General features: G+C 39.6%; 16 protein-coding genes, 3 tRNA genes and 6 pseudogenes. 12 read left to right on the plus strand and 13 right to left on the minus strand.

Translation table 11 applies throughout. The features are described from left to right. The first annotated feature begins 40 nt into the window (after positions 1–40). From BTN49_RS16305 to BTN49_RS22600, 4 genes and pseudogenes are all read left to right on the plus strand, one after another. Positions 41–313 (plus strand): hypothetical protein, encoded by a 273-nt coding sequence (locus BTN49_RS16305; protein ID WP_199399561.1) that lies wholly within the window; start codon positions 41–43, stop codon positions 311–313. Positions 314–380: 67 nt separating this feature from the next. Continuing rightward, on the plus strand, positions 381–803 hold the full coding sequence (locus tag BTN49_RS16310) for a hypothetical protein (protein WP_199399562.1): 423 nt from the start codon (positions 381–383) through the stop codon (positions 801–803). A 33-nt stretch (positions 804–836) separates the two neighbouring features. Further along, positions 837–2,183, plus strand: a complete 1,347-nt coding sequence (locus tag BTN49_RS10375) for an ISL3 family transposase (RefSeq protein WP_199399563.1) — start codon at positions 837–839, stop codon at positions 2,181–2,183. A gap of 252 nt (positions 2,184–2,435) precedes the next feature. Further along, positions 2,436–3,366: pseudogene (locus tag BTN49_RS22600) on the plus strand (IS982 family transposase). Here the strand turns inward: BTN49_RS22600 and glpX are convergent. After that, the gene (gene glpX, locus BTN49_RS10385) at positions 3,331–4,338 is read right to left on the minus strand and encodes a class II fructose-bisphosphatase (protein WP_097357113.1); all 1,008 of its coding nucleotides are present in this window, start codon (positions 4,336–4,338) and stop codon (positions 3,331–3,333) included. The pseudogene BTN49_RS22600 and the gene glpX overlap by 36 nt on opposite strands. Before the next feature lie 554 nt (positions 4,339–4,892). Then, a pseudogene (locus tag BTN49_RS22605) lies at positions 4,893–5,773 on the minus strand (IS982 family transposase). Between the two features lie 174 nt (positions 5,774–5,947). Here BTN49_RS22605 and hemB point away from each other — a divergent pair. Further along, positions 5,948–6,961 carry a porphobilinogen synthase gene (gene hemB, locus BTN49_RS10395; protein ID WP_097357114.1) on the plus strand — a complete coding sequence of 338 codons (1,014 nt, stop codon included), beginning with the start codon at positions 5,948–5,950 and terminating at the stop codon, positions 6,959–6,961. Between the two features lie 468 nt (positions 6,962–7,429). On the opposite strand, the pseudogene BTN49_RS13405 reads toward hemB, so the two are convergent. Beyond that, positions 7,430–7,708: pseudogene (locus tag BTN49_RS13405) on the minus strand (IS982 family transposase); the annotation flags it as partial. 710 nt (positions 7,709–8,418) lie between these two features. Here BTN49_RS13405 and ilvC point away from each other — a divergent pair. Beyond that, entirely contained in the window at positions 8,419–9,903 is a 1,485-nt protein-coding gene (gene ilvC, locus BTN49_RS10400) for a ketol-acid reductoisomerase (RefSeq protein WP_097357115.1), read from the plus strand. Between the two features lie 479 nt (positions 9,904–10,382). On the opposite strand, the gene ubiK is transcribed toward ilvC, so the two are convergent. From ubiK to BTN49_RS10425, 6 genes and pseudogenes are all read right to left on the minus strand, one after another. Beyond that, positions 10,383–10,643 (minus strand): ubiquinone biosynthesis accessory factor UbiK, encoded by a 261-nt coding sequence (gene ubiK, locus BTN49_RS10405; RefSeq protein ID WP_097357116.1) that lies wholly within the window; start codon positions 10,641–10,643, stop codon positions 10,383–10,385. Positions 10,644–10,850: 207 nt separating this feature from the next. After that, positions 10,851–13,913 (minus strand): multidrug efflux RND transporter permease subunit, encoded by a 3,063-nt coding sequence (locus tag BTN49_RS10410; protein ID WP_097357117.1) that lies wholly within the window; start codon positions 13,911–13,913, stop codon positions 10,851–10,853. Positions 13,914–13,924: 11 nt separating this feature from the next. Then, positions 13,925–15,034, minus strand: a complete 1,110-nt coding sequence (locus BTN49_RS10415) for an efflux RND transporter periplasmic adaptor subunit (RefSeq protein WP_097357118.1) — start codon at positions 15,032–15,034, stop codon at positions 13,925–13,927. 765 nt (positions 15,035–15,799) lie between these two features. Then, positions 15,800–15,961 carry a hypothetical protein gene (locus BTN49_RS16740; RefSeq protein WP_190319357.1) on the minus strand — a complete coding sequence of 54 codons (162 nt, stop codon included), beginning with the start codon at positions 15,959–15,961 and terminating at the stop codon, positions 15,800–15,802. After that, positions 15,957–16,280 (minus strand): annotated as a pseudogene (locus BTN49_RS18365) (transposase); the annotation flags it as partial. The gene BTN49_RS16740 and the pseudogene BTN49_RS18365, both read right to left, overlap by 5 nt. A 137-nt stretch (positions 16,281–16,417) precedes the next feature. Continuing rightward, the gene (locus BTN49_RS10425; protein ID WP_097357120.1) at positions 16,418–16,837 is read right to left on the minus strand and encodes a c-type cytochrome; all 420 of its coding nucleotides are present in this window, start codon (positions 16,835–16,837) and stop codon (positions 16,418–16,420) included. A gap of 763 nt (positions 16,838–17,600) precedes the next feature. Here BTN49_RS10425 and BTN49_RS10430 point away from each other — a divergent pair. From BTN49_RS10430 to BTN49_RS10445, 6 genes and pseudogenes are all read left to right on the plus strand, one after another. Further along, positions 17,601–17,677 (plus strand) — tRNA-Arg (locus BTN49_RS10430). Positions 17,678–17,708: 31 nt separating this feature from the next. Further along, positions 17,709–17,784: transfer RNA gene (locus BTN49_RS10435), tRNA-His, on the plus strand. A 3-nt stretch (positions 17,785–17,787) separates the two neighbouring features. Next, positions 17,788–17,864 (plus strand) — tRNA-Pro (locus BTN49_RS10440). A gap of 61 nt (positions 17,865–17,925) precedes the next feature. Further along, positions 17,926–18,078: a hypothetical protein gene (locus BTN49_RS14215; RefSeq protein WP_158523737.1), complete on the plus strand. Its 153-nt coding sequence runs from the start codon at positions 17,926–17,928 to the stop codon at positions 18,076–18,078. A gap of 216 nt (positions 18,079–18,294) precedes the next feature. Beyond that, positions 18,295–18,453: pseudogene (locus tag BTN49_RS21275) on the plus strand (ISAs1 family transposase); the annotation flags it as partial. 887 nt (positions 18,454–19,340) lie between these two features. After that, on the plus strand, positions 19,341–19,796 hold the full coding sequence (locus tag BTN49_RS10445; RefSeq protein ID WP_097357121.1) for an RNA recognition motif domain-containing protein: 456 nt from the start codon (positions 19,341–19,343) through the stop codon (positions 19,794–19,796). Here the strand turns inward: BTN49_RS10445 and murI are convergent. From murI to BTN49_RS10465, 4 genes and pseudogenes are all read right to left on the minus strand, one after another. After that, complete coding sequence (murI, locus tag BTN49_RS10450) at positions 19,771–20,565, minus strand: glutamate racemase (RefSeq protein WP_097357122.1); 795 nt, start codon at positions 20,563–20,565, stop codon at positions 19,771–19,773. The genes BTN49_RS10445 and murI overlap by 26 nt on opposite strands. Positions 20,566–20,856: 291 nt before the next feature. Next, a pseudogene (locus BTN49_RS10455) lies at positions 20,857–21,051 on the minus strand (transposase); the annotation flags it as partial. A 307-nt stretch (positions 21,052–21,358) separates the two neighbouring features. Next, positions 21,359–21,883 (minus strand): menaquinone-dependent protoporphyrinogen IX dehydrogenase, encoded by a 525-nt coding sequence (gene hemG, locus BTN49_RS10460; protein ID WP_097357124.1) that lies wholly within the window; start codon positions 21,881–21,883, stop codon positions 21,359–21,361. A gap of 39 nt (positions 21,884–21,922) precedes the next feature. Continuing rightward, a complete protein-coding gene (locus BTN49_RS10465) occupies positions 21,923–23,380 on the minus strand; it encodes a TrkH family potassium uptake protein (RefSeq protein WP_097357125.1) in 1,458 nt (485 codons plus the stop codon). Positions 23,381–23,444: the final 64 nt, after the last annotated feature.

Raw genomic sequence — 23,444 nt, forward strand, 5'->3', positions numbered from 1 at the left:
CCGAACTCAGCGACGACTCTGAGAAGACAAGGATTTAACCATGAAAACTATCTCTATTGCTGAATTTGAAACTCTGGTAGCTCGCAACGACTGGCAGCGAGAACAAGATTGCGAAGTTTTAAAGCGTCTTGATCGTCAGGTTGAAGAGTGGAACGAAGAAAACGAATCTTTTGATCTGAACGATATTCCTCACGTTTTTAGTTTGGCTTCTAAAACCTCAACCTTAGATGGTATAAAAATTACTTACACCGAAGGCTTTAACTACGACGAATGCGACTCCGACTCTCTGTCTATAGGGAACCGAGGGACATGATGATGTTTGGTCTGTAGAAAGCGTTACGGTTGTTGATGAAGAGGGTGACGAGCTGAATGTACACGAATTGGCTGACTATCTGGATTCTGATTTCAGCAGCATTAATTACAGCGTACTTGAGATAGAGCAAATAATTGACATAGACGAGGACTCTTACATGGAAACATTTACACTTGATATTGGTAACGCGCCAAACGTTCGCTTTACTGGTGAACTGGTAGCAAATGCGGCTAGTTCTGACAATCAAGCTATTGGCAGTAGTGATAACGGTCAAACTGATCGTTGGACAGAGTTATCTCTTTACAAGACCAAAGGCGGAAAATTCATCTGTCATCAAGTTGGTCGCACTAGAAGGAAAGATGAGCGTGACCGTTTTAGCGGCAAGGTCTGTGAAACGCTGGAAGAGGTTAAAGAGTTTTTTGGCCACGGCTGGCTATCCAAAAAGTTGTACGCTGAGGCTAGCATTGATGATGTAGTAGAAGTGGAGTGACAGCAAGGTGCTTCGGCTCCTTTCTTTTTAACTATGACAAATATTTTGAATTGGCCTGACTACAATGTTAATCAGGTTCATGAATCTGAGTATGATTATCAGGTTTACGCTGAACTAAAATACCCGCCTTTATTTTGCATCCACTATTACACATCTGATCTCGTTGGTTTTGGGAAAAGAACCGAAATTCTCATGCACGGCAAGCGTGTCGGCATCCACCTAAATCGTAAACGTTTTAAGTGCCAAAGTTGTAATAAGACGTTTTACGAGCTTGTATCGCGCAAAGATGAAAAACGTAGGATGACTAAACGGCTTATTGAATACATCGAGCGAGAGAGCCAGAAACGTACATTTTTAAGTATTGCAGATGATATAGGTGTGGATGAAAAAACAATCCGTAACATATTTCAAGATTACTGCGAGCGTGAAGAAGAACAACTGAAATTCGAAATGCCAAAATGGTTAGGAATTGATGAAATTCATATCATCAAGAAACCTCGATGCGTGTTAACCAATATTGAGCATCAAACAGTCATTGATATGTTCAACAACCGTAATAAATCAACTCTACTTCACTACTTTAGAAAACGCAAAGACAGAGAGCGTATTGAATTTATCGCAATGGACATGTGGCATCCTTATAAGGATACGGTAGAAACCATGATACCGAATGCCACTATCGTCATAGATAAGTTCCACGTAGTCAAAATGGCTAACGAGTCGTTAGAGTGTGCAAAAAAAGCAATACGTAGCCAACTTACGCCACAACAGCGCCGTGGACTACTAAAGGATAGGTTTGTACTGCTAAAGCGAAAGCACGAACTCTCAGATGCGGAATACTTACGTTATTCTGGCTGGATACTTAACTATCCCGAAATGGGAGAAGCTTGCGAACTTAAAGAGTCTTTCTTTGTCATTTGGAACAGTCATACGCGTGATGAAGCTCAGCAAGCTTACTACGCTTGGCTACGACTGGTTTCACCTGAAATGACGCGGTATTTCGATCCGCTAATCAAAGCTATGGGTAACTGGCACAATGAAGTTTTTGCGTGCTTTGATCATCCAATAACGAATGCTTATACGGGAAGTCTCAACAACCTCATTCGAGTTATGAACCGTACTGGTCGAGGTTATAGCTTTGAAGCTCTTAGGGCTAAGATGCTATTTACTGAAAGATTCCAAAAAGTGAAACGTCCACTATATCAACGAGATCCAATTCCTGATGATGCCATTAGCTTGTTTGATATGGCTGCGGAACCGCAAACAGTAACGAACTATGGTTCGAGCATATCAACTTTGATTAAAGAATTTGAAATGGATTTTAAAAGTCCCATTTCACTCACTAAATCCGCATACCTAAAAGGACAACAATCCCTATAAGGCTTACCTTGCAAAAGATAAAAGCTACAGGAAGAAAAATCTATTGAATACATAACCGACGACAGCGTGTTAATATTCTATATTTCGCTTGCTTGATACATTCGATTATGACTTATATATTTTATAAATGCCTTCTAGAAATAGTAAAATACTATATTGAATTAACCTGATCTGCGCATAAGAAATGAACTACATGCCAAAGTCGTGATCTGATCATTTGAAATAAACTATTGACTGCATAAGAACTGGGGCATGAATAACTTAGACGCTGTTATCGTCGATGTCGACGACTTCTGCCAGACTTTCCTTCTTTCATGGGAAACACACCTAATTTCTTCCGGTATCAAACAAAGAAACAAGCTTTCTCGCCTCTCAGTTAGCGAAGTGATGACGATAGTGATAGCTTTCCATCAATCGGAGTATCAAGACTTTAAAGCTTATTACATCCACTTTCTTTGCCGTTACCTCACCAACGAATTTCCTGAATTAGTTAGCTACCCGCGAATGTGCAAGCCCATGCAAAGTGTTCTGGTTCCGCTTTGTTTTTACCTCACTCACCGTCAGGTAATGCCTATAGGAATTGCCTTCGTTGATTCGTTTAAGTTACTGGTTTGTCACAACCTACGCATTCTAAGACATCATGTTTTTAAAGGTACCGAGAAGCTAGAGAAAGGAATGATGTGGTGGTTCTAAGGTTATAAATTATACTTTTATTATCAATGAGTAACGTGGAATCATCTAAGTCCAACTGACGCTGAATAACGTGGATGATAGAAAGTATATCGGAAATGGTTGACGCGTTTTAGGGGTGTTGATACGGAGATAAAAGTTATATCTCTGGTCCATTGAAGCGGGAACTTTCAGACAAGGGAGTGACACTGATAATGGGTATAAAAATATGAAACCTAAAGTGATGAAACTTTGGGACCGTCTCATGCTCCGGAAACGATTTATTATCGAAACCGTTTTTTACCAACTAAAAAACATATCCCAAATCGAGCATTCTCGGCATAGGAGTGAAGAGGATCTTTATAGTCAACCTGATTGATGAACTCATTGCGTATACGTTCCAACAAAAAAGCCTAATATCAAAATACCTCGGTTTGGAAAATATACACTTATACAAATCGAAGGGGAATTAGCTAATTTAGAGTATAATAGCTTTCACAGCGTCATCTTTTAGGTCAAGATCATGTGTTGTCTTAATACGACGAATAGTGTGACATTTCCCACGGATTAATAGAGTTTCTGTGGTTGCGATATTGCCTTTTCGAGTGATACCTTCCAGCAAATCACCCCTAGTGATACCAGTAGCAGAGAAAATCACGTCGTCACTACTGGCAAGATCTCTCATCTTCAGGCAGATGCCCGTTTCAATACCCATTGCTTTACAGCGTGCAATTTCCACTTCACCCATACGGCGGTTTTTTTCGTTGTCTTCTTTCACGTCATGACATGGTAGAAGACGCGCATTCATGTCACCTCCCAGTGCGCGAATAACTGCAGCTGAAATAACTCCTTCAGGTGCACCTCCAATGCTGTACATTATATCAACTTCGCTATCTGGTATACAGGCTAATATAGAGGCCGTAACGTCACCGTCTGGGATAGCAAATATTTTTATACCCATTTCTTGCATTTCACGAATAGTGTCAGCGTGGCGATGTTTCGCCAATGTGGTGACGACCAATTCCTTTAGGGTTTTTCCCAATACCTTGGCGATATTAATGAGGTTGTCGCGTAGCGGTAAGTCAAGGTTGATTGAACCTCTTGCGGCTGGACCGACGCACAATTTTTCCATGTACATATCGGGAGCTTTAAGGAAGCCTCCTTTTTCTGTGGCTGCTAGTACGGCCAATGCATTTAATTGACCCATAGCAGTCATGCGTGTACCTTCGATAGGGTCAACCGCGATATCTACAGCATCACCACCAAGGCCAACTTTTTCACCGATGTAGAGCATTGGCGCTTCATCCATTTCGCCTTCACCAATAACAATATCACCTTCTATTTCGATATTATTCAGCAGAATACGCATTACTTTTACGGCAGCGCCATCAGCGGCATTTTTGTTGCCACGTCCAAGCCATTTATAACCTGCTAGTGCTGCATCTTCTGTTACTCGTAAAAAAGCCATCGATAAATCGCGTTTCATCGGATCTCCAGTATTTTTATGGTATGATATTGAAAAATAACAGAATCTACCCTAGTTTCTAAAACTCTGATAAAGAATTTCCATAATTAAAATAAGCAGGAAATATTTGCATATTTGTAAGGTATAAACCATAAGTGAAGTTGTGATTTGTTTTTGAACTCATTATTAGTACCCAAATACTCAACGGCCAATACTGTCAAGTATGCTATATTAATGCTGTGACCTTTGGATATAATCCTTTTCTATTGAGGATCGCAAACTAAAACAGCAACAGGAAATTATCAGCTATTACGCACCCTACACTTTGTAGGAAATAAACTACATACCAGAGTGTACTTCCATTGTTGTCTGGTTTATATACTCAATAAATTGGAATCTTCATCAGCTTGACTGGCAACGTGATGGCATTAGTGTCCACCTAATGCAAATATCAGGATTTTTAACAGTATTTTTAACAAGATAAAGATGTACGTCTTGCATGAAAACCTACGGATTGAATACATAATCCATTATGAGGTGAGTTTCTTCTTTCTTATATTCATTAATAAATAACCTCAGATCTGCATAAGCGCTTGCTTATCAAACCTAGTCATCTTGATACTCGGCTTCTTTAGTTGAAATAAATACGCGATAAGCCCCGCCAGCAACTTGACCATAAAGCTGATACAACTACCGTGCCGAGAATGCTCGATTTGGGATATGTTTTTTAGTTGGTAAAAAACGGTTTCGATAATAAATCGTTTCCGGAGCATGAGACGGTCCCAAAGTTTCATCACTTTAGGTTTCATATTTTTTATACCCATTATCAGTGTCACTCCCTTATCTGAAAGTTCCCGCTTAAATGGACCAGAAATATAACCTTTATCTCCGTATCAACACCCCTAAAACGCGTCAACCCTTTCCGATATACTTTCTATCATCCACGTTATTCAGCGTCAGTTGGACTTAGATGATTCCACGTTACTCATTGATAATAAAAGTATAATTTATAACCTTAGAACCACCACATCATTCCTTTCTCTAGCTTCTCTGTACCTTTAAAAACATGATGTCTTAGAATGCGTAGGTTGTGACAAACCAGTAACTTAAACGAATCAACAAAGGCAATTCCTATAGGCATTACCTGATGGTGAGTGAGGTAAAAACAAAGCGGAACCAGAACACTTTGCATGAGCTTGCACATTCGCGGGTAGCTAACTAATTCAGGAAATTCGTTGGTGAGGTAGCGACAAACAACGTGGATATAATAGGTTTTGAAGTCTCGATATCTCGATTGATGGAAAGCTATCACTATCGTCATAACTTCGCTAACAGAGAGGCGAGAAGACTTATTTCTTTGTTTGATACCGGAAGAAATTAGGTGTTTTTCCCATGCCGAAAGGAAAGTCTGGCAGGAGTCGTCGACATCGACGATAACAGCGTCTAAGTTATTCATGCCCCAGTCCTTATGCAGTTAATAGTTCATTTCTTATGCGCAGATTAGGTTAATTAACAACGCCTAGTTACACCTTCAAGCTTTATAAGATTTGTTGTGGGAGACTGATTACAGTATTCCGAAAATCAGATATCATCAAAACCAACAATACAAGACTGTATTAAGGAGAATGTTGTGACCGTGTTTATTCAAGGAAGGTTTCCATCTCGCCGCATGCGACGAATACGTAAACATGATTTTAGCCGCCGTTTGATGGCAGAAAACCAGATATCAGTGAGTGATTTGATTTACCCAATATTTATTTCCATGGGAAATAAACGACGTGAAGATATTAAATCTATGCCGGGTATTGAGCGTTTGTCTATTGACATTATGCTGAATGAAGCAGAAGAACTTGTAAAGTTGGGAGTCCCTGCGATCGCGTTATTTCCTGTGATACCCCAAGAATTTAAAACGGCTTGTGCATCTGAAGCTTATACTCGAGAGGGACTGGTGCAACGAGCGGTACGTTTGCTGAAAAAACATTTACCTAACATGGGAGTAATCACAGATGTGGCGTTAGACCCATATACGTTGTCTGGACAAGATGGTCTGATAGATGAAAAGGGCTACGTACTCAATGATGAAACTACGAAAGTACTTATTCAGCAGGCGTTATCTCATGCAGAAGCGGGCGCAGATATTGTTGCACCGTCTGACATGATGGATGGTCGCATTGGTGCAATTCGTGAGGCATTAGAACATAAGGGTTATATTCATACTCAAATAATGGCCTACTCTGCTAAATATGCGTCTGCCTACTATGGTCCGTTTCGTGATGCAGTCGGATCCACATCAAACCTGAAAGGAGGTGATAAAAAAAACTATCAGATGGATCCAGCTAATAGTGATGAAGCCTTGCAAGAAGTGGAAATGGATATGTATGAAGGAGCAGATATGGTGATGGTGAAACCAGGCATGCCATATTTGGATGTGATTTATCGTGTGAAAACAGAACTGAAGATTCCCACATTCGCCTACCAAGTTTCTGGTGAATTTTCAATGCACAAAGCAGCTGTACAAAATGGCTGGATTAATGAGCGAGAAACAGTACTGGAATCATTACTGTGTTTTAAGCGTGCAGGTGCAGACGGTATTTTTACCTACTTTGCAAAAGATGTGGCACGTTGGTTAGCAGAAGACCAATAAATGGATCTGTCAGTATTGCTAAACCGTATCAATGGCAAATAAATCACTGGTCTATGGTTAGTCTAAAATTTTAGAATTGCGTTAAGGTTCTATAGACACGATCATCTATTTAATAGGTTGTTGTTCGTGTAAAATACCTATTTCTACATGGTAGCTTATTCAAGCTACCGTTGTCGTTAAATGTCGTTTGTTCCAGTATAAAAAACGATTAAAGAGCACGATATCGATCGTAGTGGACACCAATGCTATCGACGTTAGTCATGTTGCCTAAATTGTCAGGCTTGTATATATACAGTTTATCCTTCGTGGATAAAAGAGCAGGTTGTTGAAGTTTCTATGAAAAATGTGGGTATTTTGATTGAAGAAAATCATTAAATTTACTTTCCAATCTGTTGTCTATATTCAATATTGCATTTTGGTACACGGACAGTTTCAATGGGAGTTGTTGATTAAATCAACAACTACATCCAGAATACCTTGCATGAGCTTAAGCATGCTAGTGTAGCTGACTAATTCAAGAAATTCGTTGGTGAGGCAGAGGAAAACAAAGTAGAACTAATAGGTTTTGAAGTCTCGATACCCCGATTGATGGAAAGCTATTACTATCGTCATCCCTTCGCTAATTGAGAGGCAAAAAGGCTTGTTTCTTTGTTTGAAACCGGAAGAAATTAGGTGTGTCTCCCATGAAGGGAGGAAAGTTTGGCAGCAGTCGTCGACATCGACGAAAATAGAGTTTAAGTTATTCATACCCAAGTCCTTATACAGTTAATAGCTTTTTCAAACGATCAGATCGCGACTTTAATATTTAGTTCATTTCTTATGTACAGCTCAGGTTAGCTATGATTCTCCTTTTATTAAAAATAAAGCACATTCAATGATCACGGATATAAATAATCAGTCATATATTCAATAAGTTGATTTCCGTCTAGAAAATAAATTTTCTACTGGTTATAAATCCTGTTAGGACACATGATATCTCTAGTAGGCTGCATAAGAACATGTTGCACCACCTAGGTGAATGTATGGTAGAGGCAGAGTTATTAGCGCTTGCAAGATTACTGACGATGAGCATGAAGGGTTCAAGCGCCTTGGCTCTTTTCTGAAGGGAGGTCATTGAACATCATCACGGCAATTTCTTCACATGCTTGATAGATTAGGTGGAAGACCAATTGTACTTGCTTACTTTAAATTTTAGATTGCTTCAAAGTTCTGTTAGAGGCTATTAAGCCTAACGCGTTTTACTCTACGGAACATTCCACAATGCCTGTAACAAACTGTTGACCTTTTGAAAAGGTAAGCAACATATTGCTTAGAGCAAATGACCTGATTAACATCAGGTTTACACTAAAATAACTTTAAGCAATTTAACACCTGATCTATGATCAATAAATCTTGATGCAGTAAGTTTTGATATCTACCTTATCCAAGGATAGATTGTTCTTTATGGAGTATTTAACATGTCTAACTATTTTAATACCTTGAACTTTCGCGAACAATTAGGACAATTGGGTATTTGTCGCTTTATGGAGAATGCTGAATTTGACAAAGAAGCGGATTACCTTAAAGGTAAAAAAGTAGTTATTATTGGCTGTGGCGCACAAGGTCTAAATCAAGGTCTTAATATGCGAGATTCAGGCTTAGACGTATCTTATGCACTCCGTCAAACTGCAATTAACGAACAGCGCGCGTCTTATAAGAATGCAAAAGAGAATAACTTTCACTTTGATTCCTATAAAAATTTAATTCCACATGCAGACTTGGTTATTAATCTTACACCTGACAAGCAACACACCTGTGTTGTCAACACAGTGATGCCACTGATGAAAATAGGTTCTTCTTTAGGTTACTCACATGGTTTCAACATTGTTGAAGAAGGGATACAAATTCGTAAAGACATCACGGTAGTGATGGTAGCTCCTAAGTGTCCAGGTACCGAGGTTCGAGAAGAATATAAGCGTGGTTTCGGTGTCCCAACACTGATTGCAGTTCATCATGAAAATGACCCAAACGGTGACGGTCATGAAATTGCGAAAGCATGGGCTGCTGCAACGGGAGGGCACCGAGCAGGTGTACTTGATTCGTCGTTTATTGCAGAAGTTAAGTCAGATCTGATGGGTGAACAAACCATCTTATGTGGCCTGCTGCAAGCAGGCTCTATTGTGTGCTACGAAAAAATGATCGCTGATGATATTGATCCCTCTTATGCTGGTAAACTGCTCCAGTTTGGTTGGGAAACTATCACTGAAGCCATGAAATTCGGAGGTATCACTCACATGATGGATCGATTGTCTAATCCAGCAAAAATCATTGCGTTTTCGTTGTCTGAGGATCTCAAAATTTTGATGCGTCCACTATATAATAAACATATGGATGACATTATATCCGGCCATTTCTCATCAAAAATGATGGATGACTGGGCAAATGATGATGTAGAATTGTTAGGTTGGCGCGCAGAAACCGCGGAGACAATGTTTGAAAATTATCCCAATGCAGATATCAAGATCTCTGAGCAAGAATATTTCGATAACGGTATCTTGATGGTGGGAATGGTACGTGCTGGCGTTGAACTTGCGTTTGAGGTGATGACTGCAGCAGGGATTGTTGAAGAATCTGCTTATTATGAATCACTGCACGAATTGCCATTGATTGCGAATACCATTGCACGTAAGCGTCTCTACGAAATGAACTTGGTTATCTCAGATACCGCTGAATATGGTAACTACTTATTTTCGAACGTTGTAACTCCATTATTACGCGAGAAATTCATGCCAAGTGTAGGGACGGATGTTATCGGTAAAGGACTAGGAAATACGCACAACGATGCCGATAACGCCACTCTGATTGCTGTCAATAATAGAATTCGCAATCATCGAGTAGAGTGTATTGGTCATAAATTGCGGCGTTTCATGACTAATATGAAACATGTTGCCGTTGGCAGTTAGGTGTACAAATTTAGACTTAATCTAATAGTTACCCTTAAATTTAAGTCTGATGTACGACAGTTTTTAACTGATCTGAGCTGTGCATAAGGAATGAAAGCTCTATGATCTGTTGATATCTTATATTTGCTTTACTCACTTGCGATAATTTATCAATATATCTTGAGTTATCAATATATCTTGAGTAATTTTAGGGCAATAAGCATTATGCTTACGGTGTATTTTCGATATCGGAGATTGAAAATACACCGTTCCAAAAGATCTGAAATTTGGTATTTTGTTACCAAGGTAGATTTCTGATATTCAATGGTAATATTGCTTGTTTTTTTGTGGAAAAGAGCGTACTTCTTAGGTAGTTTGCTTCCCTTTTACACTGATCCATAAGTATCACAGTTATTATCTAAATCCAAGATTAATACTATACCAACAAATTAGAATTTAATAAACTCTAAAAGTTTTGGTTTGTATATATTAATATACTGCTACACTTCTATTTTTTCGTTAAGCCTTTGTTCAAGTTCAATTAACTTTTGTTCCATTGCAGCCAACTCTTGACGATTTCGGAGCAGTACCTGCGTTTGTACATCGAATTCTTCACGGTTAACTACATCCAGTTTAGCTAGCTGATATTGAATAACTTCATACACTCTCTGTTCAATATCATTACCCAGATCTTTCACAGATTTTGGTATTGAATCTTGAATTTGCTTGATGACTTGCTCAAGTTTTTTTGGATCAAACATACATTACTCCTTTGTTAATTTCTACTCTATCTAGATCTAGGCAACTATCTGATTTTTATCAAAAACTTATTTCTCAGTATTTAGAATTCAGATCCATAAAAAGGGATTTCACTCTGAATGGAGTGCTTTTATTTGCATTGTCGGTCAGCGAAAAATAGCTTTGTATACGGATACCGTTTTTTAGCCCGTTATTGTCTTTTATATTTCTTAGCGATGGTAATCTTCAATAAAAATAGGGCGTTGCTCATGGTTGCTCGCTATATAAGAATAAATTACGGGCAAAACGAATAGTGTAAATAATGTGCCAATTGCCAAACCAGCAATGATACTAATACCGAGACTAAAACGCTGCACAGCTCCTGATCCTGTGGCATACATCAGAGGTATGAGACCAGCAATCATTGCAGCTGTAGTCATTAGAATTGGTCGAAGACGCACTCTCGCAGCTTTGATGACCGCATCCATCTTGTTTAGACCGCCTCGCAGTTGCTCTTCTTTAGCAACGGCGCAAACAAGGATACCATGTTTGGTTATTAACCCCATAAGGGTTATGATTCCAATTTGGGAGTAAATGTTCATTGTCGCTGCACCCGATGCAAGTGCAATCAATGCACCACAGATCGCTAATGGCACGGATATTAAAATTACGAGTGGATCGCGGAGTGATTCAAACTGGATCGCCAAGACTAAATAGATAACAGCTAGTGCAAGTAAAAAGGTACTAAACAATGCATCACCTTCGCTAACAAACTGCCTCGCTTCACCTAGGTAATCATGCAGGTAGCCACTAGGGAGTTTTTCAGCAGCTATTTCCTCAAACCAGTCAATAACGTATCCCATAGGCACACCAGGTGCTGCAACAACACCAATGGTAGCTGAGTTGAGCTGGTTGAAGTGTGGCAGGGTGCGGGGGCCTGCAACAACATCAATGGTGACCAACGAGACAAGTGGAACCATCTCCCCATTCTTAGACCGGACATAATACCCTTTTATTGACTCTGGATTTTGACGATACCTACGTTCTACCTGCGGGATGACTTCATACGAGCGACCATCTAGACCAATACGGTTAACATACCCATCGGACATCATTGTGCTGAGGGTTATACCAATTTCTTGCATAGTCACATCATAAGCACCTGCTTTGTCCTTATTGATGTTAATTTTCATTAAGGCTGAATCGAAGTTTAAATCAAGATCTGAATAAACAAACTGGCTGTTACCTTTCACTTCAGCTAATACCTCGACCGCGATTTGATACAAGTCTTCAAAGCTGTTCGAGGTAGTGATCACGAACTGGATAGGTAAGCCTGACGAGGCTCCTGGTAATTCAGGCATCTGATAGGCACCAACAGCCATTTCTGGAATATCTTTAACTAAATTACCCATCCGCTGAACTAGTTCTCGTTGACTAGCTTCGCGTTGGTTCCACGGAACTAATGAGGCGATACCAAATGCCTGATTCGATTTAGGCATACCAGAAAATACTTGTGAAAATGTCACTTCAGGTTGTTCATCCAGTATTTGGTTGACTTTATTCATGGTATTTTGAATGTAATCTAGGTTAGCGGTCGATGGGGCAGTGGCCATCATCACCAGTACTCCCTTATCTTCTACGGGTGCAAGTTCACTTGGGATTATTTTAAACAAGATAGGGAGGGAAATAAAGATAATAGCGGACAATGTGATGATCACCGAGCGGATCGACATAATACTAACCAATATGCGGATATAGCATTCAGTTATATTGTCGAGACAGCGGTGGATGAAGGATTCGAATTTGCTGGGTGTCTTATTGGTTTTAAGCATTTTTGAACACATCATCGGTGACAACGTCAATGCGATAATGCTAGACACAAATACTGATCCTGATAGCGTCAGTGCGAACTCCTTGAATAAGGATCCTGTGACACCGCTCATCATCGCTATAGGAGCATAAACTGCTACCAAAGTCATAGTCATGGCAATAACCGGAACTGCAATCTCCCGAGTACCGATAATAGAAGCTCTAAATGGAGACTCTCCCAGTTTAATGTGTCGGTCAATATTCTCCAGTACCACAATTGCATCATCAACCACGAGACCAATGGCCAGAACCATTGCCAATAAGGTAATCAGGTTAAGTGAAAACCCGAATACTTCTATCATCATTACGACACCGACCAAAGAGAGTGGAATCGTAATGATTGGTATAATCACCGAGCGGAAGGACCCTAGGAACAGAGAAGTAACCACGAGTACAATCAAAGCTGCTTCGATGATGGTTTTTACCACTTCTTGAATTGATGCTTTGATAGTGACCGTAGAGTCATACATCACGTTCATTTTGATTGTGTTGGGCATATTGCGCTCAAGTTCTGGCAATAATACCAAAATATCTGCGGCAATCTTAATGGGGTTGGCGGTCGGTGCAGTATTGATGGCTACTACAACAGCCTCTGAGCCATTAGCAGTTGCCCTATACACATCGTGGCTCTTTTCAAGAGATATCTCAGCAATATCACCTAGGCGAATGACATGATTTCCACGAGTGTTGACCACCAAACGTGCAAGTTCGTTAATGTTTGATACTTGAGTACTGACTGATCCACTATACATCATATACGTACCAATAACTTGACCAATTGCAGACTTATAGTTATTAGCGCTAAGTGCCCCCATCACATCAGTTGCTGTGAGGTTGAATGCAGCCATTTTTTCCGGATCTAACCATACACGGAGGGCATATTTCATACCACCGAACAAATCGATCTTAGAAACCCCGTTAATTATGAATAATTGAGGTTTGATAACTCGTTCCAAATAATCGGTGATCTGGCTTGAATTTAAGCTATCCGAAGTAAAACCAACATACATTACTGCGGTTGTTGATCCTGTCGACATGTTGATCGACGGATCTTCAGCGTCGCGAGGAAGTTGAGCCCTCACCGAATTGATTTTGGCTAGGATGTCGACTAAAGCGGCATCGGGATTGGTATTGAGTTTTATATATGCTGTGATCGTCGAGCTACCGAGTCCCGATTCTGATATCATAAAATCGATATTATTGGCTTGAGCTACTGCTTGCTCAAGTGGCGTGGTAATAAACCCCTGTATCAAGTTAGCCTCAGCACCGTAATAACTGGTGTTTATAGTTACCACCGTATTAGTCATATCTGGGTATTCTCGGATCTGCATTTTTAGCAACGATTGAAAGCCCAGTAACGCTATCATGATACTGATAGATATTGATAAGATCGGACGCCGGATAAATATATCAGTAAATCGCATGACAACCTCGTTTAAAGTTGCGGTAGTTCGATCGGTAGTGTCAAGAGATCGCTTTTTACGATACGTACTTTATCACCGTTACTTAAGCGAACTTGACCAGATGTAACGATTTTATCCCCGATGTTTAAACCATCTAAAACATGCGCAACGTGGCCTTCCCGTTCACCAATTTTAACCACTTTCTGAAAAGCTCTAATTCCTCCATTCTGTTCACGCAGGACATACACATTTTCACCATACAGCGTGAAATTAATCGCTGTTTGTTCAACCACAATTTGATCGACCATGATCGGTAAAATAATCTTGGCACGGGCAAACATACCAGCACGCAATTGGCCTTCGTTATTAGGGATATCTGCTTGGATTTGAATTACACCGCTCTGAGCATTGACTGAGGGTTCAATGGCACTGATTTGCCCAGAAAACGGAGACTCAGGATACGCATCAACGGAAATATCAACTTGCTGACCCAATGTAATGTTAGCGATTTCTGTTTGTGGTACAGTGAAACGTAGTTTCATCACCGAGGTATCTTCTAGGCGGACAATGTTTGAACCTGCTTGGAGATACTGACCCATGAAAACGTTGCGCAAACCGACAACTCCGTCAAATGGAGCCGTAATGAGTCGGCGGTCAATTTCGGCATTCAAACTTTCGATATCAGCTTTAAGTGAGTAAAATTTTGCTTCAACTTCATCCAGTGCTTCTTTCGATATAGATCCTTGTTTATACAGGTTATGATAGCGTTCTAACTTGGTTTTTGCGGCTACTAAACGAGCTACCACGCTTTTTAAGTTAGCCCTCTCCACTTTAGAGTCAAGTGTAACCAAAATATCATTGTGTTTTATAGTGTTACCCGATTCGAAATTAATATAGTTAATTACACCAGAAACTTGAGTTGCTAGGGTGACACCTTGATTGGGTTCGATAAAACCTATAACCTTGATAGTAGGTAGCCATTGGCTGTTAGCGATATTGACGATGGTGACAGGAAATTCAGGTTCTGGCATGTTTTTAAACTGCTCATATTTTTTCAAGTTATTTAATTGCTTCAATATAACAGGAGTGAATATCAGAGTTACTACGGCAAGCATAATTGAGTACCAATACCTTTTTTTCATTTATCTGGCTCCCGAGCTTAAATGAGGAATAGTCACATCATCTATGTATTAACACTTTGATATTTAATAATATACCTTACCTGTTTGTGTACTCACTAGATCGCGTTAGATTCATATCTGAAGGCTCATCCCTCATTAGAGGCTTGTAATGTGCCATTTTGATCCCTGATTGAAGAAATTGATGGATGGGGATAAACACTTTTGTGGCTGCAATTCTTTGATAGGAACTCTTTTCATATATCAAACTATAAAACTACTATCTGTTCATCGTATGAACACCACAGTTAATGATGAGTTTTTAGATATCTCTTCATCGTCCATAAAATAGAGAAATTGTTTTCCCGTAAACATCCCAATCAGTCAATAATGGGCACAATTTTTCTATATACTTGGTAGATGATAGGGTTACAACCCTTGAACTAACAAATCATTTCTATCTAAGGAACAACGATAGATGTTAGCAGCCATGGCCTGCACTTCTTTTCCTACCAATTGCATCAACGAGGGATCAAAGCTTTGCTGCATAAGCCATTACTTGTAAGAGCTAGTCTTTTTCTCACACATGAGCGTCACTGAAAACGAATAAAAATTCATTCACTGTATGTTCTTTTACACTTTGTGTAATATAAAAACAATACATAGTTCAATGGTAAACTAAACGAAAGGTAAAGTACGTCACTATTCCAATTACAATGCGAAATTTACTTATCACTGATGACACAGAGTGGCTACATGAAACTGCAGGCTTCTTGAAATTATCTATGGTCAAGTCTGGTGTAAAGCTTCCAGGGTAGTACCCTGATGATTGACGTTTGTTTCATGAATTCCATCTCTGAATTTCACGCTTTTGTTGATATCCGCGAGTAATTTAAAGCCTCGCAGGCTACACCAGTTAACCTCAGTGGTTCGCATCCGTTTGCAGACCATCACCAATGGCGCATTCAGGAGCGATACTGATACCTTGGGATGTTAGCTGTGACAGAACTTCAAGCCAACTAACCTCTGACTCTCTATACCCATCGACGACGGCTAGCACTTCCTTGCGGTCGGGATCATCGACGCCGATGACAACAAGCTGATAAAACTTGTCATTCATCTGAACTTTGCAATAAACATCATTGGCCAAAATGTAGAGATACTACCGTTTAGTTAGGTCGCGCTTACGCCACTGGTCGTATTTTGCTTCCCACTGCTGTTTAAGTCGAAAAACACTGTTTGCTGACAACCCTTGGGCGTGCTTACTTAACCTAAGATCTGCATAAACGCTTGCTTATCAAACAAAGTCATCTTGATAATCAGCTTGATAAGTAAGCGTTTATGCAGATCTTAGGTTAATTTATAAGTTGGATAAAAGACGTTCATTAACTTGCTCATAAATTGAACTTACAGCGAAAACATATACTCAATGGCGAATACTATTTCTTCGCTAGAGCAATCCATACAAGCGCCTCTTGCTGGCATACCATTAAAACCATTAAATACGTGGTCGGTTAGTACTTCCATACCTTGAGAAATTCGTGGCTCCCATGCTACGGTGTCACCTACTACAGGAGCGCCTCCCATGCCATTATGATGGCATGCCATGCAGTAGGTGTTGTAAACAACACTGCCAGTACGAGGCTCTTTTGTCAAGATTGTATCTTCAATGAAGACTTCACCTTTCAAATAGACAGAACCTACAGGTGCAATACGTTCTGCAGTTGCTTTTTCGGACATGTCTGCAGAATGTGATGCATCGATTAAGGATATAGTGGCAACGGTAGATAACATTAGACGACGTAAAAGAATTCCCTTTAACTTCACTAAGTTACTCCTTATCTTTGGTTTCATTGAGCTAATCTGATATTTTATACAACTGTTTTAGTCTACAACACTACATGGACAATACGCGAATACAAAAGTCGACCCTTTACATGCTATACATAAATAAAAAGCTATAAAATGATGAAGTGCCATAATTGTTATGGTTTGTTCCGTGTGGACATAATGTAATTAACCTGAGCTACGCATAAGAAATGAACTAAATGCCTAAGTCGCGATTTTTTAGTTTAAAAAACTATTGACTGTAATAGGCGTTGTTGATTAAATCAGGCCTATTTAAGGATACAACGCAGCAATCCCAATCTTTATTACAGTTTTAATTATCTGCTAGAATAACTTGAAGTTTCTTGATTTAAGAGATCATCATTGTGTTCAGTTCGATGCAAGTTTTCATAGGAATAATCAATTTATTTAACTTGGATTTGAAGATAAAATTGACGCACCTCAGCCACTCCTATATGGGGTAGTTCACCGACGTCATATTTGGTGTTATCACTCTTTGATGTAGCTTACTACACTTACAATGAAGATGCTTTAATCATGACATCAGTTAAGCTAGTTGAAACATGTATCTTCATATTTTTTAGTATAGCGCTTTAGATTGTTACGTTTAAGCATTACAATTGAGAGGTCTTGTGTGTACTTGAGTCTGATAAGATAACAGAAACTGTACGTAAAAAATCTTAAAAAGTGCTAGACGTCAGGGTGTGATATCCGTAACATCCGACTTCTCAAATCAAGATAAGCGCCCGTAGCTCAGATGGATAGAGCATTGGCCTCCGGAGCCAAAGGTCTCAGGTTCGAATCCTGTCGGGTGCGCCAATTTGAAAGGGAAGTATTGTTGAAAAATGTGGTGGCTATAGCTCAGTTGGTAGAGTCCCGGATTGTGATTCCGGTAGTCGCGGGTTCGAGTCCCGTTAGCCACCCCACTTCGGTGAATAGCGCAGTTTGGTAGCGCATCTGGTTTGGGACCAGAGGGTCGGGGGTTCGAATCCCTCTTCACCGACCAGTGACGTAAAGAGAATTGTCTTTTCGTTCTACATAAGCGGCTTCATTAGTGTGGATTTAGTGTGTTCTATAGTCGTCCTTTTCAGTTTAACCTTGCAACCCCCAAACTCATTCTTTGTAATTATAATGCTCAAGTTGGCAAATCAACGACAAATATGAAAGCGATGAACAAAGTTATAAGACTCGGTATTGCTGTTCTGCAGCAGACAAATTAAGACTGTAGAAAAAATTGGGATCAGTGCATTATAAGCCTGATTTAATCAACCTCAGATCTGCATAAGCAAGCGCTTATGCAGATCTGAGGTTAAGTTATTCATGCCCACATCCTTATGCAGTTAATAGTTCTTTTTCAAACGATCAGATCGCGACTTAGGCATTTAGTTCATTTTTTATGTCTTATGCGCAGCTCAGATTAATTAACAATACCTGTTTCAAATACACTTGATGGTGAAGGTATTTCAATAAATAGGAAAATACTTCGTGGTTCCTACTACCGAGATGATCGTCAATCAACGATTCATATCGTCAGTGCTTTTGCCACAGTGAACCGTCTCATTATGGGACACGTTAAGATGGCTGGAGAATCAAATTAAAAAACCTGCACCTTGCAGTTTTTAATGTGTTTGATGTGTTTAAAAAGAGGTTCCTTCTCTTCCAAATAAAAAGAAGCTTGTCCTTTAGTAAGGATATGGGAGATGTTAGATTTAAAAACACTACGTCATAGATGCTCTAGCTCGCCAATTTCAAGATCGGCTACGACCATAGCTAAAAAGCACCAGTATAACAAGGTGTTCCACCTTAACAAAAAATGCCAACAAATCTATTCAATCTTGATATTCTATTAGTTTTGCAAACTTAAGCTCTGAGGAGTTTTCAAATGTAGTTCTCAGTTACTAAGTGATCTAAAATAAGCAACATTTGGTGTTGGATACAGGGATAAATGGGAGCGGTTGCTAAATATATCTTGGCAACGAAACCGGAAACCTAACCTGTACTCGTTAGGTCGAATTGAAAATGATATTTTGCCGAAAAAACGAAGAAAGCGATTATTTTAGGAAAACAACACGTTGTCGCAATGCGTATCGGCCATTTGAACAGGGATCTATAAGCCGAAACTTCAAGTGCTGGGTGAGAATTAAGCACGAATGTGCTTCCCCTACCATACTGATCCGATAAGTGACTTCTGCTGAAAGCCCGTTTTCGTATCTTTATAAATTTATTCTGGAGACTGCTATCACATTTACAAGCGTTTTTATCCGTTTCTTTCCCGACCGAGTATAATTAAATTTAAAATTGAACAAAGAATGACATAAGAGTGACGTATATGTCAGTAACACTTACTTATAGGTAATAGCCATTCAATAACCATCAGTATCAAACTAACAATTGTATGTAGTATATGTTTTATTTTATAGTTAAGCATTGAGTATTATTCTTCTATGCTATTCCTTCTAACAGACCTTTAAATTTGATGATTATGAGAACATTTATCAGTTTGCTTATTACAGGAGCTATCGCTGTATTAGGTGGATTACTACTTAATACTTTTCCATTAATACCTATCAGCGTAGGATTTGCATTTGCTTTGGGGGCCGTTACAGGCAGTATTGTTCTTTCTATATTCCCTACTAAATCTGCAGGCACAACTTCAAAAACATTATCTCTCAACAGTAAAACAATTTACGTAGGTAACCTACCTTACCGTTCCAATGAGAATGACGTTAAAGAGCTTTTCGCCGAGTATGGTGAAGTATTTGCTGTTCGTTTAATGAAAGATAAAAGGACAGGGAAGCGTCGTGGATTTGGCTTTGTCGTTATAGCCGCTAAAGATGCACCTGCAGCCATCGACCAACTTAATAATAGTGCGTATGGGGACAGGATACTGAAAGTAAGGGAGGCAAACGATCCTAGAAAATCGGAACACGCTGAATAGAGAGGAACCCTATTTGGCAGAACTCTTGGTTTAATACAGCCTCTTCATTTACCGAAGCGCTACTAAACACCCAGTGCTGATGCTTATTTAGGAAGGCCTTCTGGCCTTCTTTAATTAAAAAACCCGCAACTCGGTTCGCAATCGACTTACTCGAATCAATCACTTGGCAACTTTCACCGACTACATCCTCTATTTTGTCTTTGATCAATGTGAAATGAGTACAACCTAATACGATGCAATCTACCTCACCCATAAACGGTGAAAGGACGGCTTGCAATTCGTCTTTATCTACTGCTATGCCACGTAACATTGATTCACTCATTTGTACTAACCTTGTTGACCCGACCATAGTTACCTCACAGGAAAATGCAAAGTCTTGAACCAATTGACGAGTATAAGCACGCTTTACAGTGGCAGGTGTAGCCAACAGGCCTATTTTCTTACTTTGGCTGATTTCAGCAGCAGGCTTAATCGCAGGAACCACACCCACTACAGGGATCGATAGCAATTCACGAAGATAAGGGAGAACCAGTGTACTAGCGGTATTACATGCAATTACCACCAATACAATATTATATTCCGCACAAAGTGCGGAAACCATACCACATACACGTGTAACAAGCACATCGTCTTCTTGTTCGCCATAAGGAAATGCAGCATTATCAAACGCATAGATTATATGTTGATTGGGTATTAACTTATTTATTTCCAGATAGATAGATAGCCCACCTATGCCAGAATCAAAAATCAGCACACTTTTCACGTTCATTGCCTTTTCATTCAGTCTACATTGCGATAATACTGTGTACACTTAATATTTAATACATTTCAATGGCGTTGTTTCCTAAACATCTGAACTAATCTAAATTCCTACGATCAGATCATCATGGAGTTAAGTGGGAGGTGATGATGGGAAAGGATAAGCACAAAATCAGCAACTGGAAATAATATGATCAGGCATTTAGTAAACCATGTCTCAGTAACTTTTTGGATAAATGTCACTACTATTAAGGCATGGTATTGTCTAAATCATCACTGTCATCGTTGTCGTGGATTAACATCAGATCTGCATAAGCGCTTGCTTATCAAGCCTAGTCATCTTGAAGCTCGGCTTCTTTGGTTGAAATGAATAAGCGATAAGCCTCGCCAGCACGTTGACTATAAAGCTGATACAACTACGGTGCCACGAATGATCTATCTGGGATATGTTTTTTAGTTGGTCAAAACCAGTTTCAATAATAAATCGTTTCCGGAGTATCAGGCGGTTCCAAAATTTCATCACTTCGGGTTTCATGTTTTAAGTTATTCAGACCCAAGTCCTTGTGCAGTCAATAGTTTATTTCAAACGATCAGATCGTAAATTTGGCCTTTAGTTCCTTTCTTGAGTGCAGCTCAGGTTAATTACAATGATCAAGTTAGTGAAGATATGAGCAAAGTTCTAAGACTCGGTATACCTGTTCAACAGCAGATAAATTAAGACTGTAAAAAATATTGAGATTAGTGTATTATAGGCCTGATTTAATCAACAACATTCACGTCTGTACTTACTAATAGAGGTGTTGCTATAGTGATCCAAACCGCTCTGACAGCTGCTTAACGCGATCCCATCTGGTATATTCCACCTCTTTCGTAATGTCTGTTTCGCCACCGGTTATCCCCATAATGAGTTTTATCATCATACAATCAAAGAACTTATAGCGCGGATAATAAAGTGCGCCTGCGAACACATCAAGAAGTTCAGGCTGCCAAGGTGATAGTGAAAGAAACTTTTTCATATACATGTTCGTTTCCGGTCTGTCTTTTTCTGGCTTTCTTGCCATCAAGTTTACACAGAAAAAAACTGATTTAACTGCAATCAATGCAGCAAGATTTATATCTATGAATTGATAAAGCTTTTTATTAAAGTGTCCATAACGAACCGACGCGCCAATCATAATCTTATTATAATTATGGAAATTGATCTCTGGCATATCATGTAGATCCATCAGCGCACATTGATAGGTTTCTTTCAATTCATTTTCTATATGGCGAAGAATCTTAACTGTTTGTCCTTCACGACTAGAGTAAAGCAATAATGCTTTTCCCACGTTTTATCCTTTTTATTAGTCACGGGTTTCCACAGGTAACTAGCTACGCCAGAAAGTAGGTGTAAAAAGAACTAATAAAGTAAAGACTTCAAGACGACCAAACAGCATTGATACAATCAATACCCATTTCGCCCCATCATTGATATCACCAAAGTGAACAGCTACTTCCCCTAAGCCTGGACCCAAATTATTGAGTGTAGCGACTACTGCTGAAAATGCTGTGTATTCATCAATACCTGTTGCTATTAACGCCAACATACAAATTACAAACACAAGCGCATATGCGGAGAAGAACCCCCACACAGCATCAACCACCTGTTGTGGTAATGCTTTATTACCTACCTTAATTGTGTATACGGCTCGCGGATGTACTAAGCGTTTTAATTCTCGTGAGCCTTGTAAAAAGAGTAATAATATACGAATAACTTTCATACCACCACCCGTTGAACCTGCACATCCCCCTATAAAGGAAGAAAAAAGCAGAAGTACTGGTAAGAAAAGAGGCCACTCTGAAAATCCAGTTGTTATATAACCTGCCGTCGTACTGATTGAAACAGTTTGGAAAATTGCTTGGTTAAGAGTCTCTAACTCTGAATCGTAGGTACCTTGGTTCCTTAACATCCAAAACACTATAGCTAACAGTATTACTTGAACCAGAATAAAGACTCGGAATTCAGGATCTTTAAAATAGTACCTCGGATACAACTTACCACTTGAAAACGCCGCAAAATGTAGAGAAAAATTACATGCAGATATGAAGAGAAATAGAATCGTAATGCAATTTATAACAGGACTATCGAAATAACCAATACTCTCATCATGTGTAGAGAACCCACCAATTGCAACTGTCGAGAAGCTATGGGTGAATGCATCAAACACAGACATACCTGCCAACCAATAAGACAATGCGCAAGAGAGCGTCAGTGTTAGGTAAATATACCATAGCACCTTAGCCGTTTCCGCGATACGCGGTGTCAATTTACTATCTTTTACAGGACCCGGTATTTCAGCACGATAGAGTTGCATACCTCCTATACCTAACACAGGTAGAATAGCCACTGCTAATACGATGATACCCATCCCCCCAAACCATTGTAGGAGCTGTCGATAAAACAATATGGCTTTGGGTAGGTCATCAAGGCCAACTATGACGGTTGCACCTGTGGTTGTTAGTCCAGAAAAGGATTCGAAGAACGCATCAGTAACTGACATTGACGGTTGTTCGGACAACATAAAGGGAATAGATCCAGCACACCCAATTACCGTCCAAAACAATACTACGATCAAAAAGCCATCTCTGGCCTTAAGTTCGTGACAAAAAAGGCGATTCGGGAACCACAGCATCCCGCCGCCAGCGAGTAATAAAAAGAAAGTGAGAACAAAAGGAAAACCTTCACCATCTCGATAAATAAATGCCACCACAGCTGGTGCCAGCATGGTGACACTGAAAAGTGCCAGGAGTATCCCGACTATTCGAATAATTGAACGAAATTGCATAGCCTGATATGGTTCAATCCTTATATTCAGGCCTCACCCGAATCATGAGTTATTATTTAGCCAA

The sequence above is a fragment of the Candidatus Enterovibrio escicola genome (assembly GCF_002464935.1).
GTDB lineage: Bacteria > Pseudomonadota > Gammaproteobacteria > Enterobacterales > Vibrionaceae > Enterovibrio > Enterovibrio escicola.

Excerpts from the sequence above, each read along its gene's own strand:
- BTN49_RS16305 (WP_199399561.1), top strand. The coding sequence starts at position 41 with ATGAAAACTATCTCTATTGCTGAATTTGAAACTCTGGTAGCTCGCAAC.
- BTN49_RS10375 (WP_199399563.1), top strand. The coding sequence starts at position 837 with ATGACAAATATTTTGAATTGGCCTGACTACAATGTTAATCAGGTTCAT.
- glpX (WP_097357113.1), bottom strand. The coding sequence starts at position 4,338 with ATGAAACGCGATTTATCGATGGCTTTTTTACGAGTAACAGAAGATGCA.
- ilvC (WP_097357115.1), top strand. The coding sequence starts at position 8,419 with ATGTCTAACTATTTTAATACCTTGAACTTTCGCGAACAATTAGGACAA.
- ubiK (WP_097357116.1), bottom strand. The coding sequence starts at position 10,643 with ATGTTTGATCCAAAAAAACTTGAGCAAGTCATCAAGCAAATTCAAGAT.
- BTN49_RS10410 (WP_097357117.1), bottom strand. The coding sequence starts at position 13,913 with ATGCGATTTACTGATATATTTATCCGGCGTCCGATCTTATCAATATCT.
- BTN49_RS10415 (WP_097357118.1), bottom strand. The coding sequence starts at position 15,034 with ATGAAAAAAAGGTATTGGTACTCAATTATGCTTGCCGTAGTAACTCTG.
- BTN49_RS16740 (WP_190319357.1), bottom strand. The coding sequence starts at position 15,961 with ATGGTCTGCAAACGGATGCGAACCACTGAGGTTAACTGGTGTAGCCTG.
- BTN49_RS10445 (WP_097357121.1), top strand. The coding sequence starts at position 19,341 with ATGAGAACATTTATCAGTTTGCTTATTACAGGAGCTATCGCTGTATTA.
- murI (WP_097357122.1), bottom strand. The coding sequence starts at position 20,565 with ATGAACGTGAAAAGTGTGCTGATTTTTGATTCTGGCATAGGTGGGCTA.
- BTN49_RS10465 (WP_097357125.1), bottom strand. The coding sequence starts at position 23,380 with ATGCAATTTCGTTCAATTATTCGAATAGTCGGGATACTCCTGGCACTT.